Source organism: Viridibacillus sp. FSL E2-0187, assembly GCF_038006425.1.
In the GTDB taxonomy this organism is placed as follows: domain Bacteria; phylum Bacillota; class Bacilli; order Bacillales_A; family Planococcaceae; genus Viridibacillus; species Viridibacillus arvi.
Map to the genome: position 1 here is coordinate 158,719 of NZ_JBBOVG010000002.1, position 26,130 is coordinate 184,848.

The 26,130-nt window shown below is 36.2% G+C and carries 27 protein-coding genes; 3 read left to right on the forward strand and 24 right to left on the reverse strand.

Annotated features, from left to right (window positions below; translation table 11 throughout):
- Window positions 1-44 precede the first annotated feature (44 nt).
- The 7 genes from MHH85_RS19915 to MHH85_RS19945 all read right to left on the reverse strand — a co-directional run bounded on the left by MHH85_RS19915 (window position 45) and on the right by MHH85_RS19945 (window position 8,639).
- Complete coding sequence (locus MHH85_RS19915) at window positions 45-1,253, reverse strand: S1C family serine protease (RefSeq protein WP_193737913.1); 1,209 nt, start codon at window positions 1,251-1,253, stop codon at window positions 45-47.
- Window positions 1,254-1,431: 178 nt separating this feature from the next.
- Entirely contained in the window at window positions 1,432-2,220 is a 789-nt protein-coding gene (locus tag MHH85_RS19920) for an MBL fold metallo-hydrolase (RefSeq protein WP_053418440.1), read from the reverse strand.
- A 12-nt stretch (window positions 2,221-2,232) separates the two neighbouring features.
- A complete protein-coding gene (locus tag MHH85_RS19925) occupies window positions 2,233-3,069 on the reverse strand; it encodes a two-component system regulatory protein YycI (protein ID WP_340708295.1) in 837 nt (278 codons plus the stop codon).
- Window positions 3,056-4,420 (reverse strand): YycH family regulatory protein, encoded by a 1,365-nt coding sequence (locus tag MHH85_RS19930; RefSeq protein ID WP_340708296.1) that lies wholly within the window; start codon window positions 4,418-4,420, stop codon window positions 3,056-3,058. The genes MHH85_RS19925 and MHH85_RS19930 overlap by 14 nt, the downstream gene beginning before the upstream one ends.
- A complete protein-coding gene (gene walK / locus MHH85_RS19935; protein ID WP_340708297.1) occupies window positions 4,411-6,234 on the reverse strand; it encodes a cell wall metabolism sensor histidine kinase WalK in 1,824 nt (607 codons plus the stop codon). Before walK ends, MHH85_RS19930 begins: the two co-directional genes overlap by 10 nt.
- A gap of 5 nt (window positions 6,235-6,239) precedes the next feature.
- Window positions 6,240-6,950 carry a response regulator YycF gene (gene yycF, locus MHH85_RS19940; RefSeq protein WP_193737909.1) on the reverse strand — a complete coding sequence of 237 codons (711 nt, stop codon included), beginning with the start codon at window positions 6,948-6,950 and terminating at the stop codon, window positions 6,240-6,242.
- 225 nt (window positions 6,951-7,175) lie between these two features.
- Entirely contained in the window at window positions 7,176-8,639 is a 1,464-nt protein-coding gene (locus MHH85_RS19945) for a peptidoglycan DD-metalloendopeptidase family protein (RefSeq protein ID WP_340708298.1), read from the reverse strand.
- A gap of 473 nt (window positions 8,640-9,112) precedes the next feature.
- Between MHH85_RS19945 and MHH85_RS19950 the strand changes: the two genes are divergently transcribed.
- The gene (locus MHH85_RS19950) at window positions 9,113-9,925 is read left to right on the forward strand and encodes a YitT family protein (protein ID WP_445684133.1); all 813 of its coding nucleotides are present in this window, start codon (window positions 9,113-9,115) and stop codon (window positions 9,923-9,925) included.
- A 42-nt stretch (window positions 9,926-9,967) separates the two neighbouring features.
- Here MHH85_RS19950 and MHH85_RS19955 read toward each other — a convergent pair whose 3' ends face one another.
- From MHH85_RS19955 to rpsF, 10 genes are all read right to left on the reverse strand, one after another.
- Window positions 9,968-10,528, reverse strand: coding sequence for a hypothetical protein (locus MHH85_RS19955; RefSeq protein WP_340708300.1), 561 nt, complete (start codon window positions 10,526-10,528; stop codon window positions 9,968-9,970).
- Entirely contained in the window at window positions 10,525-11,385 is an 861-nt protein-coding gene (locus MHH85_RS19960; protein WP_340708301.1) for a hypothetical protein, read from the reverse strand. Before MHH85_RS19960 ends, MHH85_RS19955 begins: the two co-directional genes overlap by 4 nt.
- A 103-nt stretch (window positions 11,386-11,488) precedes the next feature.
- Window positions 11,489-12,778: an adenylosuccinate synthase gene (locus MHH85_RS19965; protein ID WP_193737905.1), complete on the reverse strand. Its 1,290-nt coding sequence runs from the start codon at window positions 12,776-12,778 to the stop codon at window positions 11,489-11,491.
- 146 nt (window positions 12,779-12,924) lie between these two features.
- Entirely contained in the window at window positions 12,925-14,283 is a 1,359-nt protein-coding gene (dnaB, locus tag MHH85_RS19970; RefSeq protein WP_038178807.1) for a replicative DNA helicase, read from the reverse strand.
- A 12-nt stretch (window positions 14,284-14,295) separates the two neighbouring features.
- The gene (gene rplI, locus MHH85_RS19975) at window positions 14,296-14,745 is read right to left on the reverse strand and encodes a 50S ribosomal protein L9 (protein WP_053418430.1); all 450 of its coding nucleotides are present in this window, start codon (window positions 14,743-14,745) and stop codon (window positions 14,296-14,298) included.
- Window positions 14,742-16,718: a DHH family phosphoesterase gene (locus tag MHH85_RS19980; RefSeq protein ID WP_193737903.1), complete on the reverse strand. Its 1,977-nt coding sequence runs from the start codon at window positions 16,716-16,718 to the stop codon at window positions 14,742-14,744. Before MHH85_RS19980 ends, rplI begins: the two co-directional genes overlap by 4 nt.
- Before the next feature lie 13 nt (window positions 16,719-16,731).
- Window positions 16,732-17,673 carry a YybS family protein gene (locus tag MHH85_RS19985; protein ID WP_340708302.1) on the reverse strand — a complete coding sequence of 314 codons (942 nt, stop codon included), beginning with the start codon at window positions 17,671-17,673 and terminating at the stop codon, window positions 16,732-16,734.
- 223 nt (window positions 17,674-17,896) lie between these two features.
- Window positions 17,897-18,133, reverse strand: coding sequence for a 30S ribosomal protein S18 (rpsR, locus tag MHH85_RS19990; RefSeq protein WP_038178800.1), 237 nt, complete (start codon window positions 18,131-18,133; stop codon window positions 17,897-17,899).
- A 55-nt stretch (window positions 18,134-18,188) separates the two neighbouring features.
- A complete protein-coding gene (gene ssb / locus MHH85_RS19995; protein WP_053418427.1) occupies window positions 18,189-18,737 on the reverse strand; it encodes a single-stranded DNA-binding protein in 549 nt (182 codons plus the stop codon).
- A 42-nt stretch (window positions 18,738-18,779) separates the two neighbouring features.
- Window positions 18,780-19,070: a 30S ribosomal protein S6 gene (gene rpsF / locus MHH85_RS20000; protein WP_193737901.1), complete on the reverse strand. Its 291-nt coding sequence runs from the start codon at window positions 19,068-19,070 to the stop codon at window positions 18,780-18,782.
- 169 nt (window positions 19,071-19,239) lie between these two features.
- Between rpsF and MHH85_RS20005 the strand changes: the two genes are divergently transcribed.
- Entirely contained in the window at window positions 19,240-19,791 is a 552-nt protein-coding gene (locus MHH85_RS20005; RefSeq protein ID WP_340708303.1) for a DUF3267 domain-containing protein, read from the forward strand.
- 50 nt (window positions 19,792-19,841) lie between these two features.
- On the opposite strand, the gene ychF is transcribed toward MHH85_RS20005, so the two are convergent.
- The 3 genes from ychF to MHH85_RS20020 all read right to left on the reverse strand — a co-directional run bounded on the left by ychF (window position 19,842) and on the right by MHH85_RS20020 (window position 22,121).
- Entirely contained in the window at window positions 19,842-20,942 is a 1,101-nt protein-coding gene (gene ychF, locus MHH85_RS20010; protein ID WP_340708304.1) for a redox-regulated ATPase YchF, read from the reverse strand.
- Between the two features lie 82 nt (window positions 20,943-21,024).
- Window positions 21,025-21,240, reverse strand: coding sequence for a DUF951 domain-containing protein (locus MHH85_RS20015; RefSeq protein WP_340708305.1), 216 nt, complete (start codon window positions 21,238-21,240; stop codon window positions 21,025-21,027).
- A gap of 2 nt (window positions 21,241-21,242) precedes the next feature.
- Window positions 21,243-22,121: a mechanosensitive ion channel family protein gene (locus MHH85_RS20020; RefSeq protein WP_193741110.1), complete on the reverse strand. Its 879-nt coding sequence runs from the start codon at window positions 22,119-22,121 to the stop codon at window positions 21,243-21,245.
- Window positions 22,122-22,201: 80 nt separating this feature from the next.
- On the opposite strand from MHH85_RS20020, the gene yyaC reads away from it, so the two are divergent.
- A complete protein-coding gene (yyaC, locus tag MHH85_RS20025; RefSeq protein ID WP_193737899.1) occupies window positions 22,202-22,810 on the forward strand; it encodes a spore protease YyaC in 609 nt (202 codons plus the stop codon).
- Here yyaC and MHH85_RS20030 read toward each other — a convergent pair.
- The 4 genes from MHH85_RS20030 to noc form a co-directional block, all read right to left on the reverse strand.
- Window positions 22,754-23,458, reverse strand: a complete 705-nt coding sequence (locus MHH85_RS20030) for a DUF554 domain-containing protein (RefSeq protein ID WP_193737898.1) — start codon at window positions 23,456-23,458, stop codon at window positions 22,754-22,756. The two genes, yyaC and MHH85_RS20030, sit on opposite strands and share 57 nt — an antisense overlap.
- An 11-nt stretch (window positions 23,459-23,469) precedes the next feature.
- Complete coding sequence (locus MHH85_RS20035; RefSeq protein ID WP_193737897.1) at window positions 23,470-24,309, reverse strand: ParB/RepB/Spo0J family partition protein; 840 nt, start codon at window positions 24,307-24,309, stop codon at window positions 23,470-23,472.
- The gene (locus MHH85_RS20040) at window positions 24,302-25,063 is read right to left on the reverse strand and encodes a ParA family protein (RefSeq protein WP_340708306.1); all 762 of its coding nucleotides are present in this window, start codon (window positions 25,061-25,063) and stop codon (window positions 24,302-24,304) included. The genes MHH85_RS20035 and MHH85_RS20040 overlap by 8 nt, the downstream gene beginning before the upstream one ends.
- 172 nt (window positions 25,064-25,235) lie before the next feature.
- On the reverse strand, window positions 25,236-26,096 hold the full coding sequence (gene noc, locus MHH85_RS20045) for a nucleoid occlusion protein (RefSeq protein WP_053418420.1): 861 nt from the start codon (window positions 26,094-26,096) through the stop codon (window positions 25,236-25,238).
- Window positions 26,097-26,130: the final 34 nt, after the last annotated feature.

Sequence of the window (26,130 nt, forward strand, 5' to 3'; positions counted from 1 at the left end):
TCGCCTGTTGATACGTTAGTAATTAAATTCTATTATCCACAAGATTAGCTTGTTGGACTATTCGTTAAAGTGAGTTCTTTTTCAATTATTTCCCCACCTCTGTAAGCTTTAACTTTCAATTTATCGCCGACTTTTTTCTTATTGTATAAATGTTTTCTAAGTTCAATTGAATTGTCTACTTTTTGACCATCAATCTCAACAATGACATCATATTGTTCTAAACCTGCTTTTTCAGCTGATGAGTTTTTAACAACACTACTAATAACAATACCTTCAGTTATTTCCGCCGGTAATTTTAATGTACGAGTTTGGTGGAATGCAGGAACATTTGTTAAATCAATTAGTGACACACCCATCGATGGGCGTTCTACCTTACCCGATTTTTGTAATTCATTGATAACAGGAATTGCTGAATTAATAGGAATTGCAAATCCTAAACCTTCAACAGTCGATTCAGAAATTTTCATTGAGTTTATGCCTATCACTTCTCCTGCAAGGTTTACAAGTGCACCACCACTGTTACCTGGGTTAATAGCTGCATCTGTTTGTAATACCTCTGCTTGCCAGTCTGGCTCATTATCACCGTTTAAATCAACTGGTACTGTACGGTCCTTGCCTGAAACGACACCTGTTGTAACAGATCCCGAAAAATCAAGACCTAATGGGTTACCAATTGCAATAACTGTCTCTCCTTGTTTTAAAACATCAGAGTTACCAAATGTAGCAACTGTATTTACCTTTTTACTTGAAATTGAAATAACTGCTAAGTCTGTCCAAACGTCGCTACCGATTAGTTTTGCTTCTGCTTTAGAACCATCTGCCAATGTCACTTCTAATCTCTTTGCGCCTTCAACAACGTGATTATTTGTCACGATATACGCTGTGTCACCAACTTTTTTATAAATGACACCTGAACCACTGCCAGCTTCTTGAGTAGTTGGTTCTGCTTGACTCCAAAAATCTTGTGTGGATTCTTGAATATTTGTAATACCAACAACTGCTCCTGCAACCTTTTCAACTGCTCCAGTAACATCCGTTGTTACCTCTGTTGTTACCTGCTTCGTTGTATTATTGCCTGTACCGATTGCCCCTGAACTATTTGGTAAACGATCTACCATCGATGGCATCAGAAGCCAAACAAGCAAAGCACCAATAATAACACCAATTAGTCCACTAAAAAAATAACCTGCTCTGCCACTTCTCTTTTTAGAACGACTTCTATCTTCTCCGTTAATGTTATCGTAATATCCCATACGTATCATCCCTCCGCTGTTTATCTGATAGTTATACTATATCTTTCGAAGATTAAAATCAGATGAAAATGGATTAAAAATCAGTTCAAAATTATTTACGTTATTTTTCATCTCCGTAGCATATATTTCCCTATAAGTGCATAAAAAAACCTCTCTTTTTAAGAGAGGTTAAAAATTATTATACTGTTACAACTTTAGTAGGTTCGTCTGCATCAGTATCTAATAACGTAACAAATTCGCCTGGCATGATTCCACATGATTGTAACGTTTGAGATACACTCATACGAGCCAAATCTTTCATATTATTATCTTTACTCAAATGTGAAAGATAAATACGTGTTGGTTTTTGTTCTACAACTTCGCTCATAGCAACAGCAGCATCTTCGTTTGATACATGTCCAACATCACTTAATATACGGCGTTTTGTGGACCAAGGATAACTCCCCATTTGTAGCATACTTACATCATGATTACTTTCAAAAACAAAGGAATCAGCACCTTTGATAATCCCTTTCATCCGATCACTGACATAACCAGTGTCTGTAATAACGACAAGTTTACGACCATTTTCATGGAAAGTATAAAACATAGGATCCGCAGCATCATGGGAAACAGCAAATGATTCGACATCTAATGAGCCAAATGATTGCACTGTCTCCATATCAAATTGGAAGCGTTGTTCTAATGGAATATTGCCCACTTTATCATCCATTGCAGCCCATGTTTTAGCGTTGGCGTAAACTGGAACATGATATTTACGTGCTAAAACACCCACGCCTCTTATGTGATCAATATGTTCATGCGTTACAAAAATACCGCTTAGTTTTTTTATATCGCGATCAACTTTTGCAAAAAGCTGCTCCATTTTCTTGCCTGTTAGACCCGCATCTACAATAAATGCATGGTCCTCATTTTCTACATAAATAGCATTACCCGTACTGCCACTTGCTAATACACTGAACTGCATAGTAAAGACTCCTTATTCACTTTCTAATTCTTTATTTCTATCTAGCTTTTCCTCATTTATTATTGCTTGAATATCGATAACTTGACCATCTACCGCATTAACAAAATAATCTGCTTCGTCACCCTCCGCAAAATTAACACGTATATGCCATGTTGGCGCAAGAACTTGCGTTTCCATTAAAGGCGCAAATGTATAATAGCCAAGCTGTGGTTTATTAATTATCGAATCTTGCTTTAACAATCCCTTTTCATATAGTACTTTAATTGCCTCACTAGCAGTGAAAACCGTACTTTTCGCACCAAATGCATCTAGTGATTCGAACATCGTTTGTTCATAACCTGTCACTGCTAAGTCTTTATTCCAATGCAATGTTACCCTCGCATTTTTATTAAAATAGATTACACGATTGTCAATTTGTTGAAAAAAAGTTGCCTCTCTTTTTTCTTCATCTATACGCCAAAGTTTATACGTTTCTCCCGCATACACATACTTTTGCATAAATTCTGCAAAGCTCGTGCCATCATTAATATTTCTGAGTGCTATTGGTTTATCAAATTTTAGAGTCCGTATAGAACCATTTGTGATGTCGTATTGCTGATTACCAATTTTATTGAAGTCGGTAGGTTTAAAACGCTTGATTTGACCAGAAATATATGAAATTTTTTCATCTTTAGCAGGTAAGCCTTTAACCGTAATGTTCTCATCCTCTAAGCGCTCTTCCAACGATGCTTCGCCAACTTTTTCAACATCTTGATCCTCATTGTATCGATTGACATAGAGTGAATAAAGGAAAGCGTTTAATAATGAAAATACAATGATGAAGATTGTTTTAGTTTTACTCCAATCCAATTTGGCCACCTCCCGCAATAACAGGTGATAAACGTTCCCACTTACCATTGATACTATAGAACCACATTGGCTCCAAAGTGAATAAATTTGGATTAGCATTTTTCGTTAAATAAAAACCAGAGCGTATTTCCTCAATATCTTCAAAGTTAATATCTTTTCTATCCTTTAGTTTCTCTATTGCCTCTGGTCCAGACATTAACTTTCCATCATTCCTTACTAAAGGAATAGGAACTGGTTGGTAATATGGGCGATAATACTTCGAGATGCGGTCGTTACCCCAATCCCAATAAGTCGAAATTTCTGTTAAGGTAACTGATCGGTCACTAAAGACTGGCTGATCTTTTAAATACATTTGATAAGTAACCTTCTGATTCCCGTAATCTACTTCGCTATAACGGAAATCGCCTGTCCAACCACCATGCTCATTAATAAAACTAAATGTATTTAAAATAAGATCCGACTCTAACGCCTTTTCTTTGTTTTCTACTATAGATGTATTAACGAAATTGAGCGTTTTCTTTGTAACATCAATAGTCATTAGTGATTTGTCACTTGTGTACTTTTCCGTACCAGTTACTTCATCTGGACTTCGTTTTACAATATTAGGGTTAGAGAAAAGAGCGTTTTTATAGCTATTAACAGGATCTGGTTCAATTATATACGTGTATTTAGGAATACTACTAGCCTTTGCTGGCAAATAGAAACTCTTTGCTCCCTCACGTTCAATTTCAAGATAATTTGGGAAGCTTTTAGCCACTGTTAAAACATTAGTCTGAAATTGTTTTCCGCTTTGGACTTTAATTTTAGCTTTATACAGTTTATTGTTTTTTGAATTAGCAAAAAAAACAATAAGCTCATTATTAGACATGCTACTATTGTTTAACTTATTCCAATCAATAATCATATGATTGAATGCTGCTTCATTTATTTTTTTATTCTGTGTAGGTAATAGGTTTTGAAGGAATACAGGGAAGGGAATTTCACCTGTATAAAACAAAGTCATGCGATTATTCACACCTATTAGTTCATTGAGCTTTTTATCATCTAAATTATTACTTACAAGTGTCAAATCTGATAGTTCCCATTTTTTCATTTCACTTAAAATAGATTCCATCTTAACATTTTCATTTGTGCCTTTCCACTTTCCATCCATATGAAAAAGCATTCGATAGGGTTTAATGATATCTGACATTTGAAGCTGCTTACCGATTGAACTATCAAAGACCTTCGGAGGTTCGATTGTGTCATAGTTTGGTTTGTAAGTCCAAATAGAAAATGTAAGTGTAATACTCAAAAAGACAAGGACGAATAGAGCGATAGACTTTATTTGCTCAACATACTTCAATCCCATTCACCTGCCTCATCTAATTCGTATGGCAATGTAAAGAAGATCGTTGTACCATGTCCTTCCTCACTTTCCGCCCAAATTTTACCGCCATGGGCATGGATCATCTCTCTAGAAATTGCTAAGCCCAGGCCAGTGCCTCCCATAGAACGTGCCCTAGCGCGGTCTACACGATAAAAACGGTCAAAGATACGCTCAACATTTTCCTTCGGTATGCCCATACCATCATCAGAAATCATGACTTTTAAAATTCCTTCTTGCGCTGTTACTCCGAAGCGAATATACCCACCATCTGGTGAGTATTTTAATGCATTCGAAATAATATTATCAATGACTTGTGTAATTTTATCAGTATCTAGTTCTACATAGCATGGTGTTTCAGAGATGTGTCGTTGGAATTCGACATTTTTTGATTTAGACATTTCAAAGCGATCAATAATACGATTAAAAAATTTATTGAAGTCTACAATATCTGCATTTAACTCATATTCTCTACTATCCATACGAGATAGTTGTAATAGATCATTTACAAGACGAATCATTCGTTCTGTTTCTGTTTGAGTAACATTTAAAAAAGTAGGCGCGATATTTTCATCTCGCCATGCACCATCCGCTAATGCTTCTAAGTAGCTACGCATCGTTGTTAATGGTGTACGAAGTTCATGCGAAACGTTAGATACGAATTCACGTCGCTCCATTTCTATTTTCTCTTGTTCCGTAATATCATGCAGAACTGTAATCAAACCATTTACAAAACCAGTTTCTTTTTGAATAACAGAGAAATTTGCCCGCCAAATATAAGGTCGTTCTTGTGAACTAAAATCTAAATTTACGGCATCTTTCATATGGATTAGATCTTCAAAAGTATATTCTTCTTCTAACCCTAAAACGGAAATAAGTGGGCGTCCCATCAGTTCATCATCTTCACTATTTAAAAGCTGTTGTGCAGGTGTATTGATTAGTATAATACGACCTTTTCGATCGGTAGCAATTACACCATCCGTCATATTAGCTAAAACCGATGCTAGCTTTCTTCGTTCACCCTCTGTTGTGGATTGCGCTTCCTGGAGCCTATTTGTTAAATGATTAAAAGCTATTGCAAGTTGGCCAATTTCATCATTGCCATAAACGCGTACTTTGCGCGAATAATTCCCTTTAGCCATTGCTTGAGCTTGTTTTCTCATATCTGATATTGGTTTTGTAATTGTTTTTGCGATGAAAATACCAAGTATTACTGTAATGGCTAAGGCAAGTGCTGTGCCTCCAGCCAAAATGCGATTGATCTCATTCATCTGTCCAAAAACACTTTCAATATTGGATTTTAAATAGACAGTTCCAATAACCTTACCATTGGAAGTAATAGGTGTAGCTACTAACCATACACGTGTTTTGGTTTGATCATCTAATGCAATTTTTTCCGTACGAGTTGGAGTAGCTATTGATTGGCGCACTAATTTCTCCGTCGCACGCTGTCCAACGATGGACTGATTACTCGCATCAGATGTGGCTAAAATCCGATAGCTTGCATTGATAACTTGAATTTCACTTATATCTGTAGAGGATATTCCGCCTAATACCGTTTTCAAACTTTGCTCTATCTTAGGATCAACTTCTGTTCTTTCTTTTAAAAGCTCCTCTTTAACACTAAATGTCACAAGTTTTAAACGGTCTTCAACAGATGATTGAAAATTTCCCTTTAATGTTTGTTCCAATTCGCGTACGAAATAGAATCCTATAATTTGCATAGCTATTAAAATTAATAGCACGTAAATAAGTACTAGTTTTACGTGCACGGATTTGAAAAAACGGACTTTCTGCATGTATTTTACTCCTGTTCAGGATTTCTTAAGTAATACCCTACGCCACGGCGCGTAACAATCCATGCTGGATGACTTGGGTTGTCTTCAATCTTCTCACGTAAACGACGGATTGTTACATCCACAGTACGTACATCCCCAAAATAGTCATAACCCCATACCGTCTGCAATAAATGCTCGCGTGTCATAACTTGACCAATATGTTTTGCTAGATAATGTAGTAACTCAAATTCACGATGTGTAAGTTCAATTGCTTCATCGCGTTTTAAAACTAAATACGCTTCTGGTTGAATGACAAGCGAGCCAACTACGATATCACTTGAAGTTTCTTCTTGCTCTTCAGTTGCTATAGTTGATTGATGGCGGCGCATATTCGCTTTTACTCGGGCGATTAATTCACGAGTACTAAAAGGTTTTGTCACATAATCATCCGCTCCTAATTCTAAACCTAATACTTTATCAATTTCGGAGTCTTTTGCTGTTAACATAATAATAGGTATATCATATTTCTTTCGTACTTCACGACATACTTCTATGCCATCTCTTTTCGGTAACATGATATCTAGAAGCATTAAATCTGGTTTGATTTCTTCCACTTTCTCAAGTGCTTCATCACCATCATAGGCACAAATAACTTTGTAACCCTCTTTTATTAAATTAAATTGTAGTATATCTGCAATCGGTTTTTCATCATCTACAACTAAAATTGTCTTGTCCATATTTATACTTCCCTTCATATATGAATTGGATTTATATTATCAATTAACGTTAGTTTTCTTATATTCCACATCTTTAACTCTATCATGCTTTAGCTTTGAGTGCATCTTTTGGAATTCAATGTACACTCATATTTCCTGGGGAATAATGTTGTTTTTAATGCATTTTACAAAGAACTCTATGTAAAAAAAACAGTCCACTTGCATAATGGACTGTATCGTTCTACTTTATTTTAATACATTTAACGGGTTTAGTAATTTTCCATTTTTAGACACTTCAAAATGTAAGTGTACACCTGTTGAATTACCTGTTGTACCCATGATTCCTAACTTCGATCCTTGCGCTACTACTTGTCCCACTTCCACATCAATCGATGCCAAGTGTCCATAGACTGTTTGAAAGCCATTATTATGATCAATTGTTACTTTATTGCCGTAAGATCCATCCACACCTGCAAACGTAACTTCGCCGTTATCAGCTGCTTTAATTGTAAAACCATCCGGTCTAGCAATATCGAGTCCTCGATGTAATTCGCCCCAACGGTAGCCCATTTCACTTGAAATGTAACCACCCTCTGCTGGCCATTCAAAGCTTCCGCTCCCACGTGAAGGTACTTCTTTTGTTCCCTTCACAATCACACGTGTTTCTGCTTCTTTCATAACAGATTGAGTTATTACTTTTTCTAAAGCAGGCTCACCATCTATTTCAGTTATTACATGCCTTACTAGTTTTTTACCGTCCTCGCCCTTTTGTTTTACTTTTTTCTCACCTGTTAGCATTTTTTTATCTTTTTTTATAATTGTTTTATGCTCTATTTTCTCTGACTTTATAGATTCTTTTGTTAGTTCGATATTAACCCAAGGCTCCAACTCTGCTACTTCAATGGTATTTCCAATTGTTAGAGATTTTTCATCAGTTAAATCTTCATTTAGTTTCAAAAGCTTAGAAGTTGAAAGTTTATATTTAGCTGCAATACTACTAAGTGTATCGCCTTTTTTAATGGTATAAGGTTTCTCTTGAAGCTTTCCTTTTGTTAATAATTTAACAGCTTCCTTTGGAGTTAATACATTAGCTGGATCTGTATACTCAGTCAAACCAGCTACTGATTGTTTGATAGAAATATCTACAATACGTGTTTCATTTTTCTTTAATGGTGGTAAAGTTTTATGATTTTTTTCCATAGTATCCAACGCCTTAAGCTCTTTGGCTGAAACATACTGTAATTTAAGCTGGCGAATTGTTTCATCATATGCATCGATATCTTTGACATAGGTAGCCACTTTACCATCGATAAGTAATGCAAATGCTGAAGCTTTAATTGTTAAAGTATCGTCTAGCTTTTTTAAAGTATCTTCATCATTTGTATCCTCTTGGAAAACTTGCTCTGATATAACGGATAAATCTGGCGTATCAAGAGATAGATCATCGTATTGTGTGCTAGCTTTTTTCACTTTGTCTTCAATATGTTGATCAATTAACTTTTCATTGGATACTGCTCCAATGTATTGATTCTTAATGTATATATGATAAATTTTATGCAATTGATTGTCTTTTTGAGCATTTGCATAACCATTATTCAATCCTACTAATGAAACGAGGAATATTACGATAGTTGCTACTTTCATCGTTGTTAATTGGCAAATTCGTTTAAAAAATATAGAGTTCTCACTACTATTCCGTTTCAAACCCATGGTAAGCTCCTTTCATTTTTTTGATATAAATCAGTTATTATTTACAAGAGTTATGTCGAAATCAAGCCTCTCTAATTTAACACAATCCAATTTCCAATTGAACACATTACACTTGATGTCACTAAAATGTATAATTAACTCCATTTATTTTAAAGTTTTTACAAATCAAGGGTTAAATTAGGTAATTTTTATATATTATAAACATTTTTTGTAAGCATTATTCACCATACTACTCTCTATATATACAAAAATCTCTTTTCATTTTTGTAATAATTGTTACAATATAACTCTTTTCACTTTTGCATTTTTGAAAATTCCGTTAAAATTAAGTTAGAATTATTAGTTTTTTAGAGAATGGGGAGATTAGTTTGAGTGACTCAAACAGGAGTATGGAAGACATTTTAGCAGAAGCAAAAAAAATCAATGATAGAAATAAGAAAACGTCTAAAACTCGTTTACTAAAACGTATTATTATGGTGATGACCGGTGCTATTATTATGGCAATTGGCTTGGAGCAATTTCTTGTACCAAACAATATTTTAGATGGTGGAATTGTTGGTATATCTATTATTGTTTCTCACCTTAGCGGTCTACCACTAGGATTATTTATTTTCCTCTTGAACATACCCTTCTTTTTCCTCGGTTATAAGCAAATAGGGAAGACCTTTGCCTTATCAACCGCGTTAGGAATTACTACTCTATCTATAGCAACGGTTCTATTACACCCAATTGAACCTTTCACGAAAGATTTACTATTATCTACAGTATTTGGTGGAATCGTCCTTGGTACGGGTGTCGGTATCGTTATTCGCTATGGTGGCTCTCTTGATGGGACCGAAATTATGGCCATTCTATTTAACAAAAATTCCCCGTTCTCCGTTGGCGAAATCATTATGTTCTTCAACTTAATCATTTTCGCTGTAGCTGGCTTCGTTTTCACTTGGGAACAAGCAATGTATTCAGTACTAGCCTATTTCATTGCTTACAAAACGATCGATGTAGTCATTCAAGGACTCGATGAATCGAAATCCGTCTATATTATCAGCGAAGAATATGAAGAAATTGGGCGCGCTATTATGGATCGTCTAGGCCGTGGGGTAACATATTTAATCGGAGAGGGCGCTTATACTGGAGACAGAAAAAAAGTGATTTTCACGGTTATCACTCGACTAGAAGAATCTAAACTAACAACAATTGTAGAAGAACTTGATGACCATGCATTCCTGGCAATTGGCAATATCGCCGAAGTTCGTGGTGGACGCTTTAAGAAGAAAGATATTCACTAAATGTAAAAGGCCAATTCTCTTTAGAGAATTAGCCTTTTTTATTTATACTAAATTATCAATCGCTATGCTCTTTACCGTTCTTTTTTGCATTTTCCGTAAATAAATGATAAAAACAATGTTAATAATGAGAGTTAATGCTGACATAATAAATAAGAAAGTGACTTGTAACATCCCTAATGTATTTATTATTAAAGTCATCGTAAACAGCGATAGCAAATGTATTGAAAGATACCAAACCCCTATCTGATTAGTTATTTTACTCAATTTCACAGCAGCTAAAGAGGTAAAAACTGACTGAATAACAACGAAGAGGAAATATACTTGAATAACTTGTAACAATGCATATCCTAAATCGTAGTATTCACCCCAGGTATAAGATGCCCTCACTTGATCTTGTAGGAAAAAATGCGGCAGTGAATACACAGCCAGTAATATTGCTAATAGTTGAGCTCTCATCGTTTCTTTTCCTTCAGCAGCTATTTTTGCAATACCGCTAGAAATTAAAATGTAACCTATAAAATTAGGCATTATATCTACAACTATATATATATTAATTAGAAGAAAGAGATATCCAATAAATAAATACTTAAAGCCTTCACTCATTTACGCTCCTCCTTTGCATCATACACAAGCTGATTTACTTGTCGTTGTGTTAATGAGGGCTCACTTCTAAAATGAAATACATAACCCATCTCTTTGTTCTTTTTATTTGTAGCAGACATTAAAATATCTGCATCTATATATTTACCAGGTTGAACTTTGCTTTTCCTCTTATATTGGGTTATTATCCTCTCTTTGGCTTTAACATCCATGGGCCAGGATTGATCCTCTATCGGAGTCATAGCGCCCTCCCCGCTTTTTCCAACGTTCACCTTATATAAAGAGGCAATCTCTTGTGGTAGTTCTAGTTTCTTCATATGCGCATCCTCAAGCAATTGTACATCTTCGGTTACATTACCTATATTGTCAACAGATCCCGAACTAAAATCTGATTTAATGGACCTTGGTTCATTATGTATTTCGAAATGTTCGATATTTGCATTTAAACTACGATGTCCCGAAAATTCCATCAATATTTTATTGGCATTAATTTTTGTACTTTTTAAATATGCTAGTTGCTCTTCATCAATATTAAAATCTACTTTTTTTAAATAATGATGTATGTATTCTGTATAATAACTCTCTTGTAACGCTACATAATTACCCATTTCTCCAAAATAACTATCATTACCTAAAGGATATAATATTTCTTGCCCTAATCGTAAGCTCATTACTTCCATATTTTCTCCTTTATTAGTTAAATAAAAGATCGAAAATGTTCTCTCATAGTCACTTATAATATTTATGTAAGAAGAAAGTATAATTGGATCCTTCAATTGCTTTGATTGATAATATAGTGTATTTCCTAACCAACTAATTAAAATGATACTTATTGCTCCCCAAAACCATTTCGCCTTCAAATAAACCCTCCTTTAATACAATATAGTTAATATTATACAGTGTCATGCCATAAAAAAAGCGGAGATAATTATCTCCGCTTTTTATCTTTTTATTAATTTATGCTTATTCTCCCCAAACGTCTACAAGGACATTTGTTTGATCACGGTCTGGACCTACTGAGAATGTAGCAATTTGAATGCCAGCTAGTTCACTAACGCGCTCAACATAGCGACGAGCGTTCACTGGTAATTCTTCTAGCGTTCTGCAGCCTGTAACATCTTCAGACCAACCTGGAAGTTCTTCATACACTGGTTCACATTGTTCAATAATGTGAAGGTTAGCAGGATATTCTGTCAGTACTTGACCATTGTATTTATAAGCTGTACATATTTTAACTGTTTCAAGACCTGATAATACATCGATTGAGTTTAACGATAAATCTGTAATACCACTTACTCGACGTGAGTGACGTACTACTACGCTATCAAACCAACCAACACGACGTGGACGACCTGTAGTCGTACCATATTCGCGACCAACTTCACGGATTTGGTGACCTACTTCATCAAATAATTCGGTTGGGAATGGTCCGTCACCAACACGAGATGTATAAGCTTTACAAACCCCTATAACGCGCATATCTCTAGATGGCCCAACTCCGGCACCAATTGTCACGCCTCCAGCTACTGGGTTTGAAGAAGTTACAAATGGATATGTTCCTTGATCGACATCAAGCATAACACCTTGTGCGCCTTCAAATAATACGCGACCACCTTCATCAAGAACATCATTTAAAATTTTTGAAGTGTCTGTTACATATTTAGCGATTTCTTGACCATAACCATAGTATTCCTCAAAGATATCGTCAAAATTTAACCCTTCTGTTTCATAAAACTTCTCAAAAAGGCGATTTTTAAGAGCCAAGTTTTCACGTAGTTTATGCTCAAATACTTCGCGGTCCAATAAGTCTGCCATACGGATTCCGATACGTGCTACTTTATCTTGATAGCAAGGTCCGATACCTTTAGCAGTTGTCCCAATTTTGTTGTCTCCACGGCTTTCTTCATCTACAATATCTTGTTTAATATGATAAGGAAGAATAATGTGTGCACGGTTAGAGATACGAAGATTTTCAGTGCTTACGCCTCTCTCTTGTAAATATTTCAATTCCGTTACGATGGATTTAGGGTTTACAACTAAACCATTACCGATAACTGAAATCTTATCTTTATAGAAAATACCCGATGGAATTAAGTGTAACTTGTACGTCTCACCATCAAATTTTATCGTATGGCCCGCATTGTCTCCACCCGCATAACGAGCAATTGCTTCTGCTTTTTTTGATAGGAAGTCGGTGATTTTACCTTTACCTTCATCTCCCCATTGAGTTCCCACTACTACTACTGATGTCATTACCAGCACCTCCGTCAGACGCTTTCAAGCATCCTGAATCAAACACGATAATTGTATCAACTGAAAAGGCAATAGTCAATCAAAAACAAACAAAAACACGAACGCACTATTATATATAGTAATTTAACGTTCGTGTTTCATATACTCTAGTATCCTCCAGCTGGCTCATGCTGCGACCAATCGACACTAACAAATTTGTTATGTTCTTTAACGAACGCAAGTTTAACCGTATCTGTTGGACCATTACGTTGCTTGGCTACAATAATTTCAATCGTATTAGCATCTTCCGTTTCTTTATCGTAATAATCTTCACGATATAGGAAAGAAACGATATCGGCATCTTGCTCAATACTTCCGGATTCACGTAAATCACTCATCATTGGTCGTTTATCTTGACGTTGTTCAACGCCACGCGACAGCTGAGATAAAGCAATAACAGGTACTTCTAATTCACGTGCTAATGCTTTGAGAGAGCGTGAGATTTCGGATACTTCTTGTTGACGGTTTTCGCGTCCACTACCACTGCCTTGAATAAGCTGCAAATAGTCAATTAAAATCATGCCCAGTCCATGTTCTTGTTTTAAACGGCGACACTTTGCTCGTATTTCATTAATACGTACACCTGGTGTATCGTCAATGAAAATGCCAGCCTTAGATAAACTGCCCATTGCCATTGTTAGTTTGCGCCAATCTTCAACATTTAACGCACCAGTTCGTAATACTTGTGCATCAATGTTACCTTCTGCACATATCATACGCATAACTAACTGTTCTGCACCCATTTCGAGTGAGAATATAGCAACATTTTCAGATGTCTTTGTTCCTACGTTTTGTGCAACATTCAAAGCAAATGCTGTTTTCCCAACTGAAGGTCGCGCTGCTACAATGATTAAATCCCCACGTTGGAACCCTGCTGTTAGACGATCCAAATCACGGAATCCAGTAGGAATACCTGTAACGTCACCTTTTCGGTGTTGTAACTGTTCAATGTTTTCATATGTTTGGACAAGTACATCCTTCACAGGCTTAAAGTCGCCTGCGTTTTTGCGGCTTGCCACTTCCATCATTTTACGTTCAGCTTCTGCTAAGAGTGCATCTACTTCATCTTCACGTGTATAACCATCTTCTACAATTTTCGTTGCTACTCTAATTAAGCGGCGTAGTAAAGCCTTCTCTGAAACGATTTGTGCATAATAAGCGACATTGGCTGCTGTTGGTACAGCATTGGCAAGTTCCGTTAAATAAGAAATGCCTCCTATGTCTTCTAACTCATTATGATTGGAAAGTTCCTCTGTCACTGTAACGACGTCTATTGCTTTACCTTGATCGCTTAGACGCAACATCGTCGAGAAGATTTTAACATGCGCAGATCTATAGAAATCATCTTCAAGAAGAATTTCTGAAGCCGTTATGAGTGATTGTGGTTCAAGAAAAATGGCTCCTATGACAGATTGTTCAGCTTCAAGATTATGAGGCGGAACTCGTTCCAATAATGGATCGTTCATATATGTCTCTCCTTACGCTTCTTCTGTAACATGTACTTTCAGTGTAGCTGTCACTTCATGATGTAGCTTCACTGGTACATTTGTAAATCCTAGTGCACGAATAGCGTCTGCTAATTCCATTTTACGTTTATCAATTTTGATACCATGTTGTTTATTTAAACCGTCTGCAATTTGTTTTGTAGTTACCGCACCAAATAAACGGCCACCCTCACCAGATTTTGCTTTTAGTATAACCGTTAATTCTTCAATTTTTGCTTTTAAATCTTGTGCAGCAGCTAATTCAGCGGCAGCATCTTTTGCGGCTTTTTTCTTTTGCCCATCTAATTGGCTAATTGCAGCTTGGTTTGCTTCAACAGCTAGATTATTTTTTAATAAGAAGTTATGTGCATAACCATCAGCTACATTTTTGATTTCACCTTTTTTACCTTTACCTTTAACGTCTTTTAAGAATACTACTTTCATGATTCCGAACTCCCTTCTAATACAACCTCTATTGCTTCTTTTAACATTTTAATAGCCTCATCGATTGTTGCTACGTCTAATTGGCATGCAGCATTTGTTAAGTGCCCACCACCGCCAAGCTCTTCCATTACAAGCTGGACGTTAATCTCTCCTAGCGAACGCGCACTAATACCAATGACTCCATCATGACGATGAGCAACTACAAATGATGCAGAAATATCTTTCATTGTTAATAATATATCTGCTGTTTGTGCAAGTAAAACTGAGTTATAAATCTTGTCATTATCCCCACGTGCTATAGCCAACCCTTGATGTACAAACTCCGCTGTTTGAACAATTTTAGAACGTTCAATATACGTATTGATATCTTCCTTCAATATACGTTGTACTAAGATTGTATCTGCTCCGTTTGTACGTAAATACGACGCTGCTTCAAACGTACGCGCTCCAGTACGTAAAGTAAAACTTTTTGTATCGACAATAATGCCTGCTAGAAGAGCCGTTGCCTCCAACATTGTTATTTTATCATTTTTTGGCTGATACTCTAATAATTCTGTTACCAGCTCCGCTGTAGATGACGCATAAGGTTCCATATAGACAAGCATCGGGTTTTTTACAAACTCTTCTCCACGTCGATGGTGGTCAATTACGACGACCTTTTCAGCCTTATTTATTAATTTCTCTTCAATAGTCATCGATGGCTTATGTGTATCAACAACGACTAATAATGACTTATCGGTAATTTTTGATAATGCTTCCTCTGGAGTAATAAATCGATCATAGAGGTCTGACTTTTCCTTGACCACATTCATTAAGCGGATAATGCTATTATCAATTTGATCAAAATCCATAACGACATAACCATCAATTTTATTCATCTGAGCCATTTTACGAACTCCAATGGCTGCTCCTATGGCGTCCATATCGGGCATTTTATGTCCCATTACGAATACTTGATCACTGTCCTGGATTAAATCACGCAGTGCATGAGAAATAACGCGCGCACGTACTCTAGTACGCTTTTCAACCGGGTTTGTTTTACCACCGTAAAATTTCACTTTACCATTGGGTTGCTTGATTGCAACTTGGTCACCGCCGCGCCCTAAAACAAGATCTAAACTAGATTGCGCTAGTTCACCAAGTTCTATAAGTGATTGTGAGCCAGTACCGACACCAATACTTAATGTTAAAGATAAACTTTGTTTTGCAGTAGTTTCACGAATATCATCTAAAATGGAGAATTTCTTCTTCTCGATTTCTTGTAAAATGGATTCATTTAATATCGCTATAAAACGATCCGTTGAAATACGTTTTATGAAAATACCATATTGTGTGCCCCAATTATTAATAAGTGATGTAATAAGTGAATTTGTTTGGCTACGATTTTGATCGTCCATACCTTGTGTAATTTCATCATAGTTATCGACAAAGAGAACAGCTATTACCGAACGATCTTCATAGTATAGCGTTTCAATTTCTACCTGCTCTGTTATATCAAAGAAATATAATAACCTTTCTTCGGGTTTATAAAATGCTCGATACTTACGATCCTTAAGTGTGACATTCATCTCATGCTTTTCATCATGTTTTATTAATGTATAGAGATCCTCTGAGAGTGTAAAAATTTCCTCGCCCATTAATGTGTCTACATCTAAAATACCTAGCATATATGGATTCGACCATTCAATCATATATTGAGTATCAATTAAAATGATACCAATAGGCATTTCAAGCAAGGCCTCTTCCCCTACTTTTTTCATACGATATGAGAGAGTTTCAATGTGCTTTTCTGTTTCTTCATAGGTTGTTTTTTCCGTTTTCCAAGTCGATATTAAAGCCAAAATCACTACAACACCATAAGCAATACCAATGAACGGATTCCACATTATACATGCAATTACGCTTGCTACACTAAGAAGAGACAGAATTAAAAGAGGATATCGAATTGGTCTTTTTCTGAACAAAGTACCCATAGAATTCAGCTCCTTATTTTCTCGGCGTTCCGGTTACAAGCGCACGAATATTAAATCCTAAATCCACAATACCAAGTAGCGTAACAAATGAGTATAAAGGTAACGCTAAAATAGTGCTTACTATTGCAATCCATTTAGGCCATTCTTGCTCATGTACATAGTAGTGAATAAATGAAATCCCTTGTAACAGCAGTAATGTGCTAAGTATAAATGACAGATTCAAAAAAGCCATATCAGCAAAAGAACCACTTTCGGGTTTTATAAATAATGTCACTATTAAAACTAGCATATAGTACCATAAGACCGATCTAGGCAATTGAAGGTCTTTAAATGGTGCAAATTTTGGAACAGTTATTCCAAAACGTTTTAATAACGGTAAATTAACTGTAATGATAATAAAAGTGATCATGAATACAGACATCGTAATCATAGTAGGCATTACCATAGTGACTAAATCAAACATCTGCTCTAACTGTTCAACAGTCAGCGCTTTAACACCCGGCATAGTCTTAGCCAATTCATTTGATCTTTCATAGCTTTCTCTGGCTATCTCCAACATAATCTTCAAACTATCTACATTGAATAACTTAACCGAGATAACATACATAATTGCCATAGATAGTAATACACTAATACCTGTAGTCATAAATAAATAAACTTTGCTTTTTTTCATACGAAGTGTATCGCCAATTAAAAATCCTGCAAGACAGAAAATAATAGCAAGTGGCAGAGACATAATACCCGTAACAAGTATAGAGACTCCTATACTAACAACAGCTACTATCATTGACGCTTTGCGATCATACATTGCACTATACCAAGCAATTGGAAAAGAAATAAACCAAATGGTTACCAAAGATAATATAGGAATATATGAAGTAATCGCTAAAAGGGCTGTAAATATTACGGCCATCATCGCCCCTTGTGTCAGTTGTTGCGTTTTATTTTTAGGCATCTATAACCTTCCTTTTTCCAAAAGACAATCTTTTATTTCATCTTATTATTGTACCATGTTTCATGTTCATGAACAAAAAAGCGCTAGGCTATACTTTTGCGGATTGTGGGGTGTACCATGGAGATATTTTATGCGGTACGTTTAACTATTATAGAGATTAAGTCGCAGAAGGTATTATTTTTGTAAAAAAAAAAAGACCGGTTACCCGGTCTTTAGAAAGTTATTATCTTTCTTCTGTGCTGAATGGAAGTAAGCCCATAATACGAGAAACTTTGATTGAAGCAGTAAGTTTACGTTGGTATTTTGCGCTAGTACCAGTTACACGGCGTGGAAGAATTTTTCCGCGCTCAGAGATGAATTTTTTCAACAAATCTACATCTTTATAGTCGATGTGTTTGATGTTGTTAGAAGTGAAATAGCAAACTTTACGGCGTTTGCGGCCTCCTCTACGTGGTGCCATAGTATTGTCGCCTCCTTAAGTATATTGGTATATATTGCGTGCAATGGATTTTTACTTAGAATGGTAAGTCATCTTCAGAAACTTCGATTGGACCACCATTGTTGTTAGCAAATGGATCTTCATCTACACGCGTATAGTTTTGCTGACTAGGTGATTGATTCTGTTGATAAGATGGTTGTTGCTGATAGTTGTTTTGTTGTGGAGCTTGGCCGTACGATTGTTCACCACCATATGATGGTTGTCCACCGTACTGTTGCTGTCCTTGCGAACGATCTCCTGCAGCACCGCGCGGCTCTAAGAACTGCACGCTATCTGCAACAACTTCAGTTGTGTAAACACGTTTACCATCCTGTCCTTCATAACTACCTGTTTGGATACGGCCTTCTATGCCTGCTAGGCTTCCTTTTTTCAAGAAGTTAGCAGTATTTTCAGCTTGTTTACGCCAAACAACACAGTTAATAAAGTCCGCTTGTTTTTCACCTTGTTGGTTAGCAAATGTTCTATTTACAGCGATTGTAAAGCGAGCAACAGCTGCGCCACTTGGTGTATAGCGAAGTTCCGGATCTTTTGTTAGTCTTCCGACTAATACGACTCGGTTAATCATCAGAATACAACCTCCTTTATCTGCGATTTTTATAAATTAAAATTATTTTTCTTCTTCGCGAACTGCAATGTGGCGAATAATGTCTTCGCTAATGTTAGCAAGACGAGTGTATTCGTTGATAGCTTTAGCGTCAGCGTTGATTTTCACGATTTGGTAGAAACCTTCACGGAAATCATTGATTTCGTAAGCTAAGCGGCGTTTGCCCCACTCTTTTGATTCGATGACTTCAGCGCCGTTTGAAGTTAAGATATCGTTGAAGCGTTCTACAAGAGCCTTCTTCGCATCTTCTTCAATGTTTGGGCGAATGATGTACATTAATTCGTACTTTTTCATCTATAAGCACCTCCTTATGGACTTTGGCCCGACTAGTTGCAGTGGGCAAGGAGCAAGTAAATTTATTACTCACATCAGTGAATTGTAGCACATTAATTTGAATATAGCAACCTTCATCCCTATACATTTCCAAGTGATTTCCATTATACTTAGGTTAGAGGTGATAAATTTGATAGAACATGAAGAACCTTCAATTATTGAGCTAGATTTAAAAAAAATAGCTTGGCAAAACATTATTATGACTGTTGGCTTAATGATCGGACTTATTCTTCTAAATGGTTGGATCCATAAAGTATTGGAACTACACTTCTCACTTTTAAGTATTATATTATTTATCGTATATTATATTATTTTAATTGTGTTACATGAAATTTTTCATTTAATTGGTTTTATGATTTTCGGTAAAGTACCTTTTCGCTCACTGGATTACGGTGTAAATTTGAAGATGGGTGTCGCCTACGCAACAACGAAAGAGCCTATTTGTAATAAGGCAATGAAAAAAGCACTTCTACTACCATTTTGGACAACCGGTGTGATTCCGGCTGCTTTTGGTCTCTACTTTAATAGTACGATGCTTGTTGTATTAGGAGCTTGGTTAATTGCTGGTGCAGTTGGGGATTTTGCTATGTATTTCGCACTTCGTAAATATCCAAATACATATTGGGTAAAAGATGACCCTGATTTCCCTAGATTATACTTGTACAAAAACAAAACATATTAAAGTAAAAAAGACAGTGCCGGATGCAACCAGCACTGTCTTTTGTTTATATATTATACGTTGAAGCGGAATAACATAACATCGCCATCTTGTACGATGTATTCTTTACCTTCTTGACGTACTTTACCTGCTTCTTTGGCTGCAGTCATTGAGCCGTGTTCCATTAAATCCTCATAAGCAACTGTTTCTGCACGGATAAACCCACGTTCAAAGTCAGAGTGGATAACACCAGCACATTGTGGTGCTTTCATACCTTTACGGAATGTCCATGCACGTACTTCTTGTACACCTGCTGTGAAGTAAGTTGCTAGTCCAAGTAGATTGTAGGCTGCACGAATTAATTGGTCTAAACCAGATTCTTCGATACCTAGCTCTTCAAGGAACATTGCTTTTTCTTCGTCATCAAGTTCTGCAATTTCTTCTTCGATTTTCGCACAAATAACAATCACTTCTGCGCCTTCAGCTTTTGCATATTCGCGTACTTTTTGTACGTATTCATTGTCATCAGCATTCGCTACTTCATCTTCAGAAACGTTTGCTACGTATAGCATAGGTTTTACAGTCAGTAAGTGGAATCCTTTAACGATTTTAAATTCTTCTTCAGTAAAGTCAATTGAGCGACCAGGTTTTTCGTCTTCAAAAGCCTCTTTTAAACGAGTTAAAATTGGTGCTTCTACCATTGCATCTTTATCTTTTTGTTTTGCTAACTTTTCAACACGAGATAGACGTTTTTCAACTGCTTCTAAATCTGCAAGAATTAACTCAAGGTTAATAACTTCGATATCTTCGATTGGATCTACTTTACCTGATACATGTGTGATATTATCGTCAGCGAAACAACGAACTACTTGTGTAATTGCATCTACTTCACGAATGTGTGCTAAGAACTTGTTACCAAGACCTTCACCTTTACTAGCGCCTTTTACAATTCCGGCAATATCAGTAAATTCAAAAGCTGTTGGTACAGTCTTCTTCGGTTCTACTAATTCCGTTAATTTTTGAAGACGATTATCTGGTACTTCAACGATTCCTACGTTTGGATCAATCGTACAGAATGGGTAGTTTGCAGATTCTGCTCCTGCTTTTGTAATTGCATTAAACAATGTTGATTTACCTACGTTCGGTAAACCTACGATGCCAGCTGTTAAAGCCATTCTTTTCACAACCTTTCAATTTTTCATAAACACTATTCTATTTACACGACTTGTTAATTATAGAGACTCATCTAGTAAAAGTCTAATTTTGCTCTTCTATTACTGGATTAGCAGGAATTAATATTTTCTTTAACTTTTTTTCAAATTCTCTTCGTGGAATCATAACGCTATGCTGACAACCTTCGCATTTAATCCTAATATCTGCACCCATTCGGATAATTTTCCACTCGTTTGTTCCACAAGGGTGTTGTTTTTTCATTTCTACAACATCGCCTAGCTCAAACTTTTTTGCTTCCATCATCATTCTCCTTCTTCGTTAAATGTTTGATTATTATCTCTTTCATAAACCATCATTTTAGGATAAGGAATTTCAATACGATTTCGATCGAAAATTTCTTTTACATCACGACGAACCATACGTGATATTGCAAAATGTTGCATTGGTAATGTCTCCACTGAAATACGAAGAGAAACTTCTGCACCTACGACATTTTGTACACCTAATAATGTAGGAGGCGCAGTTATTTCTTCATGTTTTTTTGGTAGTTCTTTAAGATATTCCTCTATCAAGCGCTCTGCTTTTGCAATATCTGAGCTATAAGCAACACTTACATCAATAATAGCAATTGAGTTATTTATAGAATAGTTTACAACATCAGTGATTGAACCATTTGGAACAATATTAATCTCTCCAGCAGCACCTTTAATTTTAGTTGTGCGTAACCCAATTTCGAGTACAGTACCTTCTACTGAAGTAATTTTAATATAGTCACCAACACCAAACTGATCTTCAAAAATAATGAAGAACCCCGTGATGACGTCTTTCACTAAGCTTTGTGCACCAAACCCGACTGCTAAACCTACGATTCCGGCACCTGCTAAAAGCCCTTTAACATCTATATTTACAGCTGATAATATCGCTAAAATCGCCGAAAAATAAACTACATATGAAACAATGCTTTGTACCAGTCTCAAAATAGTTCGATATCGTCTTTCAGATGCTGGTTGTAACGGGGCTGGCGCTTTCATACGGATTTCAAAGCCTTTACGAATAGCCATTTTAGCTACACGTACAACAACCATTGATAATATTGTGATTGCTGTGATTTTTATTGTAGCAAGACCAACACCTATCCACATGTCTTCACTAGTCAAAGTTGCCATAAACTTGTTATACATATTTTCCAATTTTGACGCTCCTCTTGCATAAAAAATTCTCGTTATGCGTATAATGCTGAAAAAAGAAAGAGAGATTCTGAATGCTTATAACTTCGAATCAACCATTTTCACATGTTCTTCATTATAAAGAATCAGGTGCCATTTGGAGGTTGAGCTCTTTCCTTTTAGAGCATATACCATTTCATCACGAAAATCTTGTATTTTGCTGTATTGGAACCGATCGCTCTACTGGAGACTCTCTCGGACCATTAGCCGGCAGTTTTTTAAAACAGTATGTTTCATTTCCTTATGACATTATTGGGACCTTAGAAAAACCTCTTCATGCACTTAATCTAACAGATACAGTTGATAATTTATCTACCCATGAAATAAAGCCGTTTGTAGTTGCCATTGATGCTTGTCTTGGTTCACAACAGCGCATTGGGGAAATTATTGTACATGAGGGACCTTTACTGCCCGGCAAAGCTGTGAAGAAGGAGCTCCCCCCTATTGGCGATATGTCTATAAAAGGCATAGTCAACATTGGGGGATTTATGGAGCATGCAGTTTTACAAAATACTCGTTTACATGTTACGTACGAAATGAGCCAACAAATTTCACGTGCCCTATTTTTGGCTTGGAGTCGTTATTCTTTAAAAAAGGTACATGAACATAACCGCGATGGCCACAACGAGTATTCCCGGAAGTAAGTTGGCCACGCGGATTTTTGTTAAGCCTACTAAATTAAGACCTATTGCGAGAATCATAACTCCACCTGTTGCTGTCATTTCTTGAATGAACATTTGTAGTGCAGCATCAGGTATAAATTGACTAATTTGTCCTGCAAAAACAGCAATAATACCTTGATACAAAAATACAGGAACAGCAGATAACATAACTCCTATCCCTAGTGTTGAAGCTAAAATAACCGCTGTAAAACCATCAATAATACCTTTTGTTATTAAAACAGAGTGATCATTACGTAGGCCACTATCTAACGCACCTATAATAGCCATTGAGCCGATAACAAAGATAAGAGTAGCATTAACAAAGCCTTGTGAAATATTCCCACCTTTAGCCTTGTTTCCTAATTTCTTTTCCATAAACTGACCTAGACGATTTAATTGTTTATCTAGATCAATCCATTCTCCAAGTATCGCACCAAACACAAGGCTAACAATAATGATGATAAAATTCTCGCTTTGTATGCCCATTTGAATACCCAATACCGCAACTGCCAGGCCTATTATACTCATCACTGTCTCTTTTGTATTATCAGGTATCCTCTGTAACAATCTACCAATTAATGTACCAATTACAATTAACAATGCATTTATTGCTGTACCTAATAGAACCAAATGAAATCCTCTCAATCTTCGAGTAATTCTAATATACGTTCTAAATCATCAGCAGAGAAAAATTCAATTTCAATTTTCCCTTTGTTTTTTGATTCTTTAATTGTCACGTTCGTACCAAAATAATCACGTAGCTGTGATTCCTTTTCGGCAATAAAAATATCTTTTTTCACTTTCTTCTTTGTTTCACGTGAAACATTGTCATTCATAGATTGTACTAATGCCTCTAACTGGCGAACGTTCAAATGCTGGGTTAGCACTTTTTCGGTTACTTGTGATATTAATTTTCTTCTTTTCAAACCTAGCAATGCACGACCATGCCCCATTGTGATTTTACCTTCTGATAAAAGAATACGTACATCTTCCGGTAATGCCAGCAGTCGAACATGGTTCGCAATATGTGGACGACTTTTCCCTAACCTAGCTGCCAACTGTTCCTGCGTTAAGTTTAAGTTATCCATTAGATTTGTATAAGCCTCAGCCTCTTCAATTGGGGTTAAGTCTTCACGTTGTAAATTCTCAAGAATTGCTAACTCCATCATCTGCTGATCATCCATTTCTCGGACAACAACTGGAATTTCTGTTAACCCTGCAAGTTTAGAAGCCCTAAATCTTCTTTCACCGACAACAATTTCATAAAAGTTAACTCGTTTACGAGCAATAATTGGTTGCAAAACGCCATGTTCTTTAATGGATATTGCCAATTCCTCGATTGCGGATTCATCAAAAATTCTTCGAGGTTGATATGGATTTGCCCGTAACTCTGTTAATGCCAAATGCTCTATTGTTTCATTACTAGATAAAGATTCACCTGGGAATAATGCGTTAATTCCCTTTCCTAGACCTTTAGCCATTTTTAATCACTTCCCTTGCAAGCTCTAAATACCCCTCTGCCCCACGCGATTTTGCATCATATACAATAATCGGTTCCCCGTGACTTGGCGCTTCACTTAAACGGACATTCCGCGGGATAACTGTTTTAAACACCTTATCTTGGAAATACTTTTTCACTTCTTCAATTACTTGAAGACCTAAATTGGTACGTGCGTCGAGCATCGTCAATAAAACACCTTCAATTGTTAGCTGATGATTTAAATGCTTCTGCACTAATCGTACAGTTGATAATAACTGACTTAATCCTTCTAAAGCGTAATATTCACATTGTACAGGAATCAGAATCGAATCAGATGCTGTTAATGAATTAATTGTTAATAAACCAAGAGATGGTGGACAGTCAATTACGATGTAATCATAGTCATTTTTTATATCTTCTATTGCATGTTTTAACCGTACTTCTCTTGAAATTGTTGATACCAGTTCTATTTCAGCTCCCGCTAACGCAATTGTAGCAGGTACTATATATAAATTGTTTACTTTTGTTTCTCGAATGACATCTTTAATTGGTTCATCATCAATTAGCACATCATAAATACATTTATGTACTTCACCTTTGTTAACCCCCACTCCACTTGTTGCATTACCTTGAGGGTCTGTATCAATCATTAATACTTTTTTACCTAAATGGGCGAGGCAAGCGCTAAGATTAACTGATGTTGTAGTTTTTCCTACGCCGCCTTTCTGGTTAGCGATTGCAATTGTTTTACCCACATGTGCACCTGCTTTCCAAAATCAATTTTATAAAAATAGGCAATATTAAATTAATTTGAGTACCTAATTTTAATTCTATCAAAAAAATGTACAATAGGCTCTTATTATAAAAGAAAAATATATAAAAAAACTCTTGTCCAAAATACTAGACAAGAGTTTAAAATAGATGAAATTATGATTTCTTTTTCGGTATCTTCACAGTGATTTGGTAAAACTCATCATGTTCTTCTTCTTCGGCTTCTACATTTATACCTGTTTTTGTGACCATCGTAAGTGATTGTCTAATTGTATTTAATGCGATACGAATGTCTTTACTAATTGCTTTACGGGTTGGTTTGTTTTTCTTTGGCTTTTCAGCAGGATTTAGAATTTCATCAATTCTTTGCTCCAATTGTCGTACATTATAATCATTGTCGATTATTTCTTGTAACAACGCTAATTGCAATTCCTTGTCTTTGACAGGTACCAAAGCACGTGCATGACGTTCTGAAATCTCCCTTTTTAAAATAGCCATTTGGATTTCTTCAGGTAGCTTTAATAAGCGTATTTTATTAGCTATTGTTGACTGACCTTTACCAAGCCTTTGGGCAAGTGCTTCTTGTGTTAAACCATGAAGTTCTAATAATTTTAGGTAAGCCTGTGCTTCCTCAATTGATGTAAGTTCTTCACGTTGTAAGTTTTCGATCAACGCCACTGAAGCTGTTTCTTTGTCGTTCATTTCACGGACAATCGCGGGCACTTCTGTCCACTCTAACATTTTCATCGCGCGATAACGACGCTCACCGGCAATTATTTCGTAATGACCTTCTTCCATTTTTCGAACGACGATTGGTTGAATTACACCGTGTGTACGGATTGTTCGTGCAAGCTCTTCAATCTTCGAATCATCGAAAATTGTACGTGGCTGATAACGATTCGGCTGGATCTCATCAATAAGGAGTTTGACAACCGATTCCGCACTTTCTACCTCATTTTTCGAGTCGTGTTCTACTTTCTCACCACTTCCAAAAAAACGTGAAAAAGTACTTTTCATCCCTTGGCACCACCTTTAACGATATTTCCAAGCA

Excerpts from the sequence above, each read along its gene's own strand:
- MHH85_RS19980 (WP_193737903.1), bottom strand. The coding sequence starts at position 16,718 with ATGGGTACTTTGTTCAGAAAAAGACCAATTCGATATCCTCTTTTAATT.
- MHH85_RS19985 (WP_340708302.1), bottom strand. The coding sequence starts at position 17,673 with ATGCCTAAAAATAAAACGCAACAACTGACACAAGGGGCGATGATGGCC.
- MHH85_RS19920 (WP_053418440.1), bottom strand. The coding sequence starts at position 2,220 with ATGCAGTTCAGTGTATTAGCAAGTGGCAGTACGGGTAATGCTATTTAT.
- MHH85_RS19955 (WP_340708300.1), bottom strand. The coding sequence starts at position 10,528 with ATGAGTGAAGGCTTTAAGTATTTATTTATTGGATATCTCTTTCTTCTA.
- noc (WP_053418420.1), bottom strand. The coding sequence starts at position 26,096 with ATGAAAAGTACTTTTTCACGTTTTTTTGGAAGTGGTGAGAAAGTAGAA.
- yycF (WP_193737909.1), bottom strand. The coding sequence starts at position 6,950 with ATGGACAAGACAATTTTAGTTGTAGATGATGAAAAACCGATTGCAGAT.
- MHH85_RS19930 (WP_340708296.1), bottom strand. The coding sequence starts at position 4,420 with ATGGGATTGAAGTATGTTGAGCAAATAAAGTCTATCGCTCTATTCGTC.
- ssb (WP_053418427.1), bottom strand. The coding sequence starts at position 18,737 with ATGATTAACCGAGTCGTATTAGTCGGAAGACTAACAAAAGATCCGGAA.
- walK (WP_340708297.1), bottom strand. The coding sequence starts at position 6,234 with ATGCAGAAAGTCCGTTTTTTCAAATCCGTGCACGTAAAACTAGTACTT.
- MHH85_RS19950 (WP_445684133.1), top strand. The coding sequence starts at position 9,113 with ATGGTGATGACCGGTGCTATTATTATGGCAATTGGCTTGGAGCAATTT.
- rplI (WP_053418430.1), bottom strand. The coding sequence starts at position 14,745 with ATGAAAGTAGTATTCTTAAAAGACGTTAAAGGTAAAGGTAAAAAAGGT.
- MHH85_RS20035 (WP_193737897.1), bottom strand. The coding sequence starts at position 24,309 with ATGGCTAAAGGTCTAGGAAAGGGAATTAACGCATTATTCCCAGGTGAA.
- rpsR (WP_038178800.1), bottom strand. The coding sequence starts at position 18,133 with ATGGCACCACGTAGAGGAGGCCGCAAACGCCGTAAAGTTTGCTATTTC.
- rpsF (WP_193737901.1), bottom strand. The coding sequence starts at position 19,070 with ATGAAAAAGTACGAATTAATGTACATCATTCGCCCAAACATTGAAGAA.
- MHH85_RS20020 (WP_193741110.1), bottom strand. The coding sequence starts at position 22,121 with ATGTATAACAAGTTTATGGCAACTTTGACTAGTGAAGACATGTGGATA.
- yyaC (WP_193737899.1), top strand. The coding sequence starts at position 22,202 with ATGCTTATAACTTCGAATCAACCATTTTCACATGTTCTTCATTATAAA.
- MHH85_RS19965 (WP_193737905.1), bottom strand. The coding sequence starts at position 12,778 with ATGACATCAGTAGTAGTAGTGGGAACTCAATGGGGAGATGAAGGTAAA.
- ychF (WP_340708304.1), bottom strand. The coding sequence starts at position 20,942 with ATGGCTTTAACAGCTGGCATCGTAGGTTTACCGAACGTAGGTAAATCA.
- MHH85_RS19945 (WP_340708298.1), bottom strand. The coding sequence starts at position 8,639 with ATGGGTTTGAAACGGAATAGTAGTGAGAACTCTATATTTTTTAAACGA.
- MHH85_RS19915 (WP_193737913.1), bottom strand. The coding sequence starts at position 1,253 with ATGGGATATTACGATAACATTAACGGAGAAGATAGAAGTCGTTCTAAA.
- MHH85_RS20015 (WP_340708305.1), bottom strand. The coding sequence starts at position 21,240 with ATGGAAGCAAAAAAGTTTGAGCTAGGCGATGTTGTAGAAATGAAAAAA.
- dnaB (WP_038178807.1), bottom strand. The coding sequence starts at position 14,283 with ATGAACGATCCATTATTGGAACGAGTTCCGCCTCATAATCTTGAAGCT.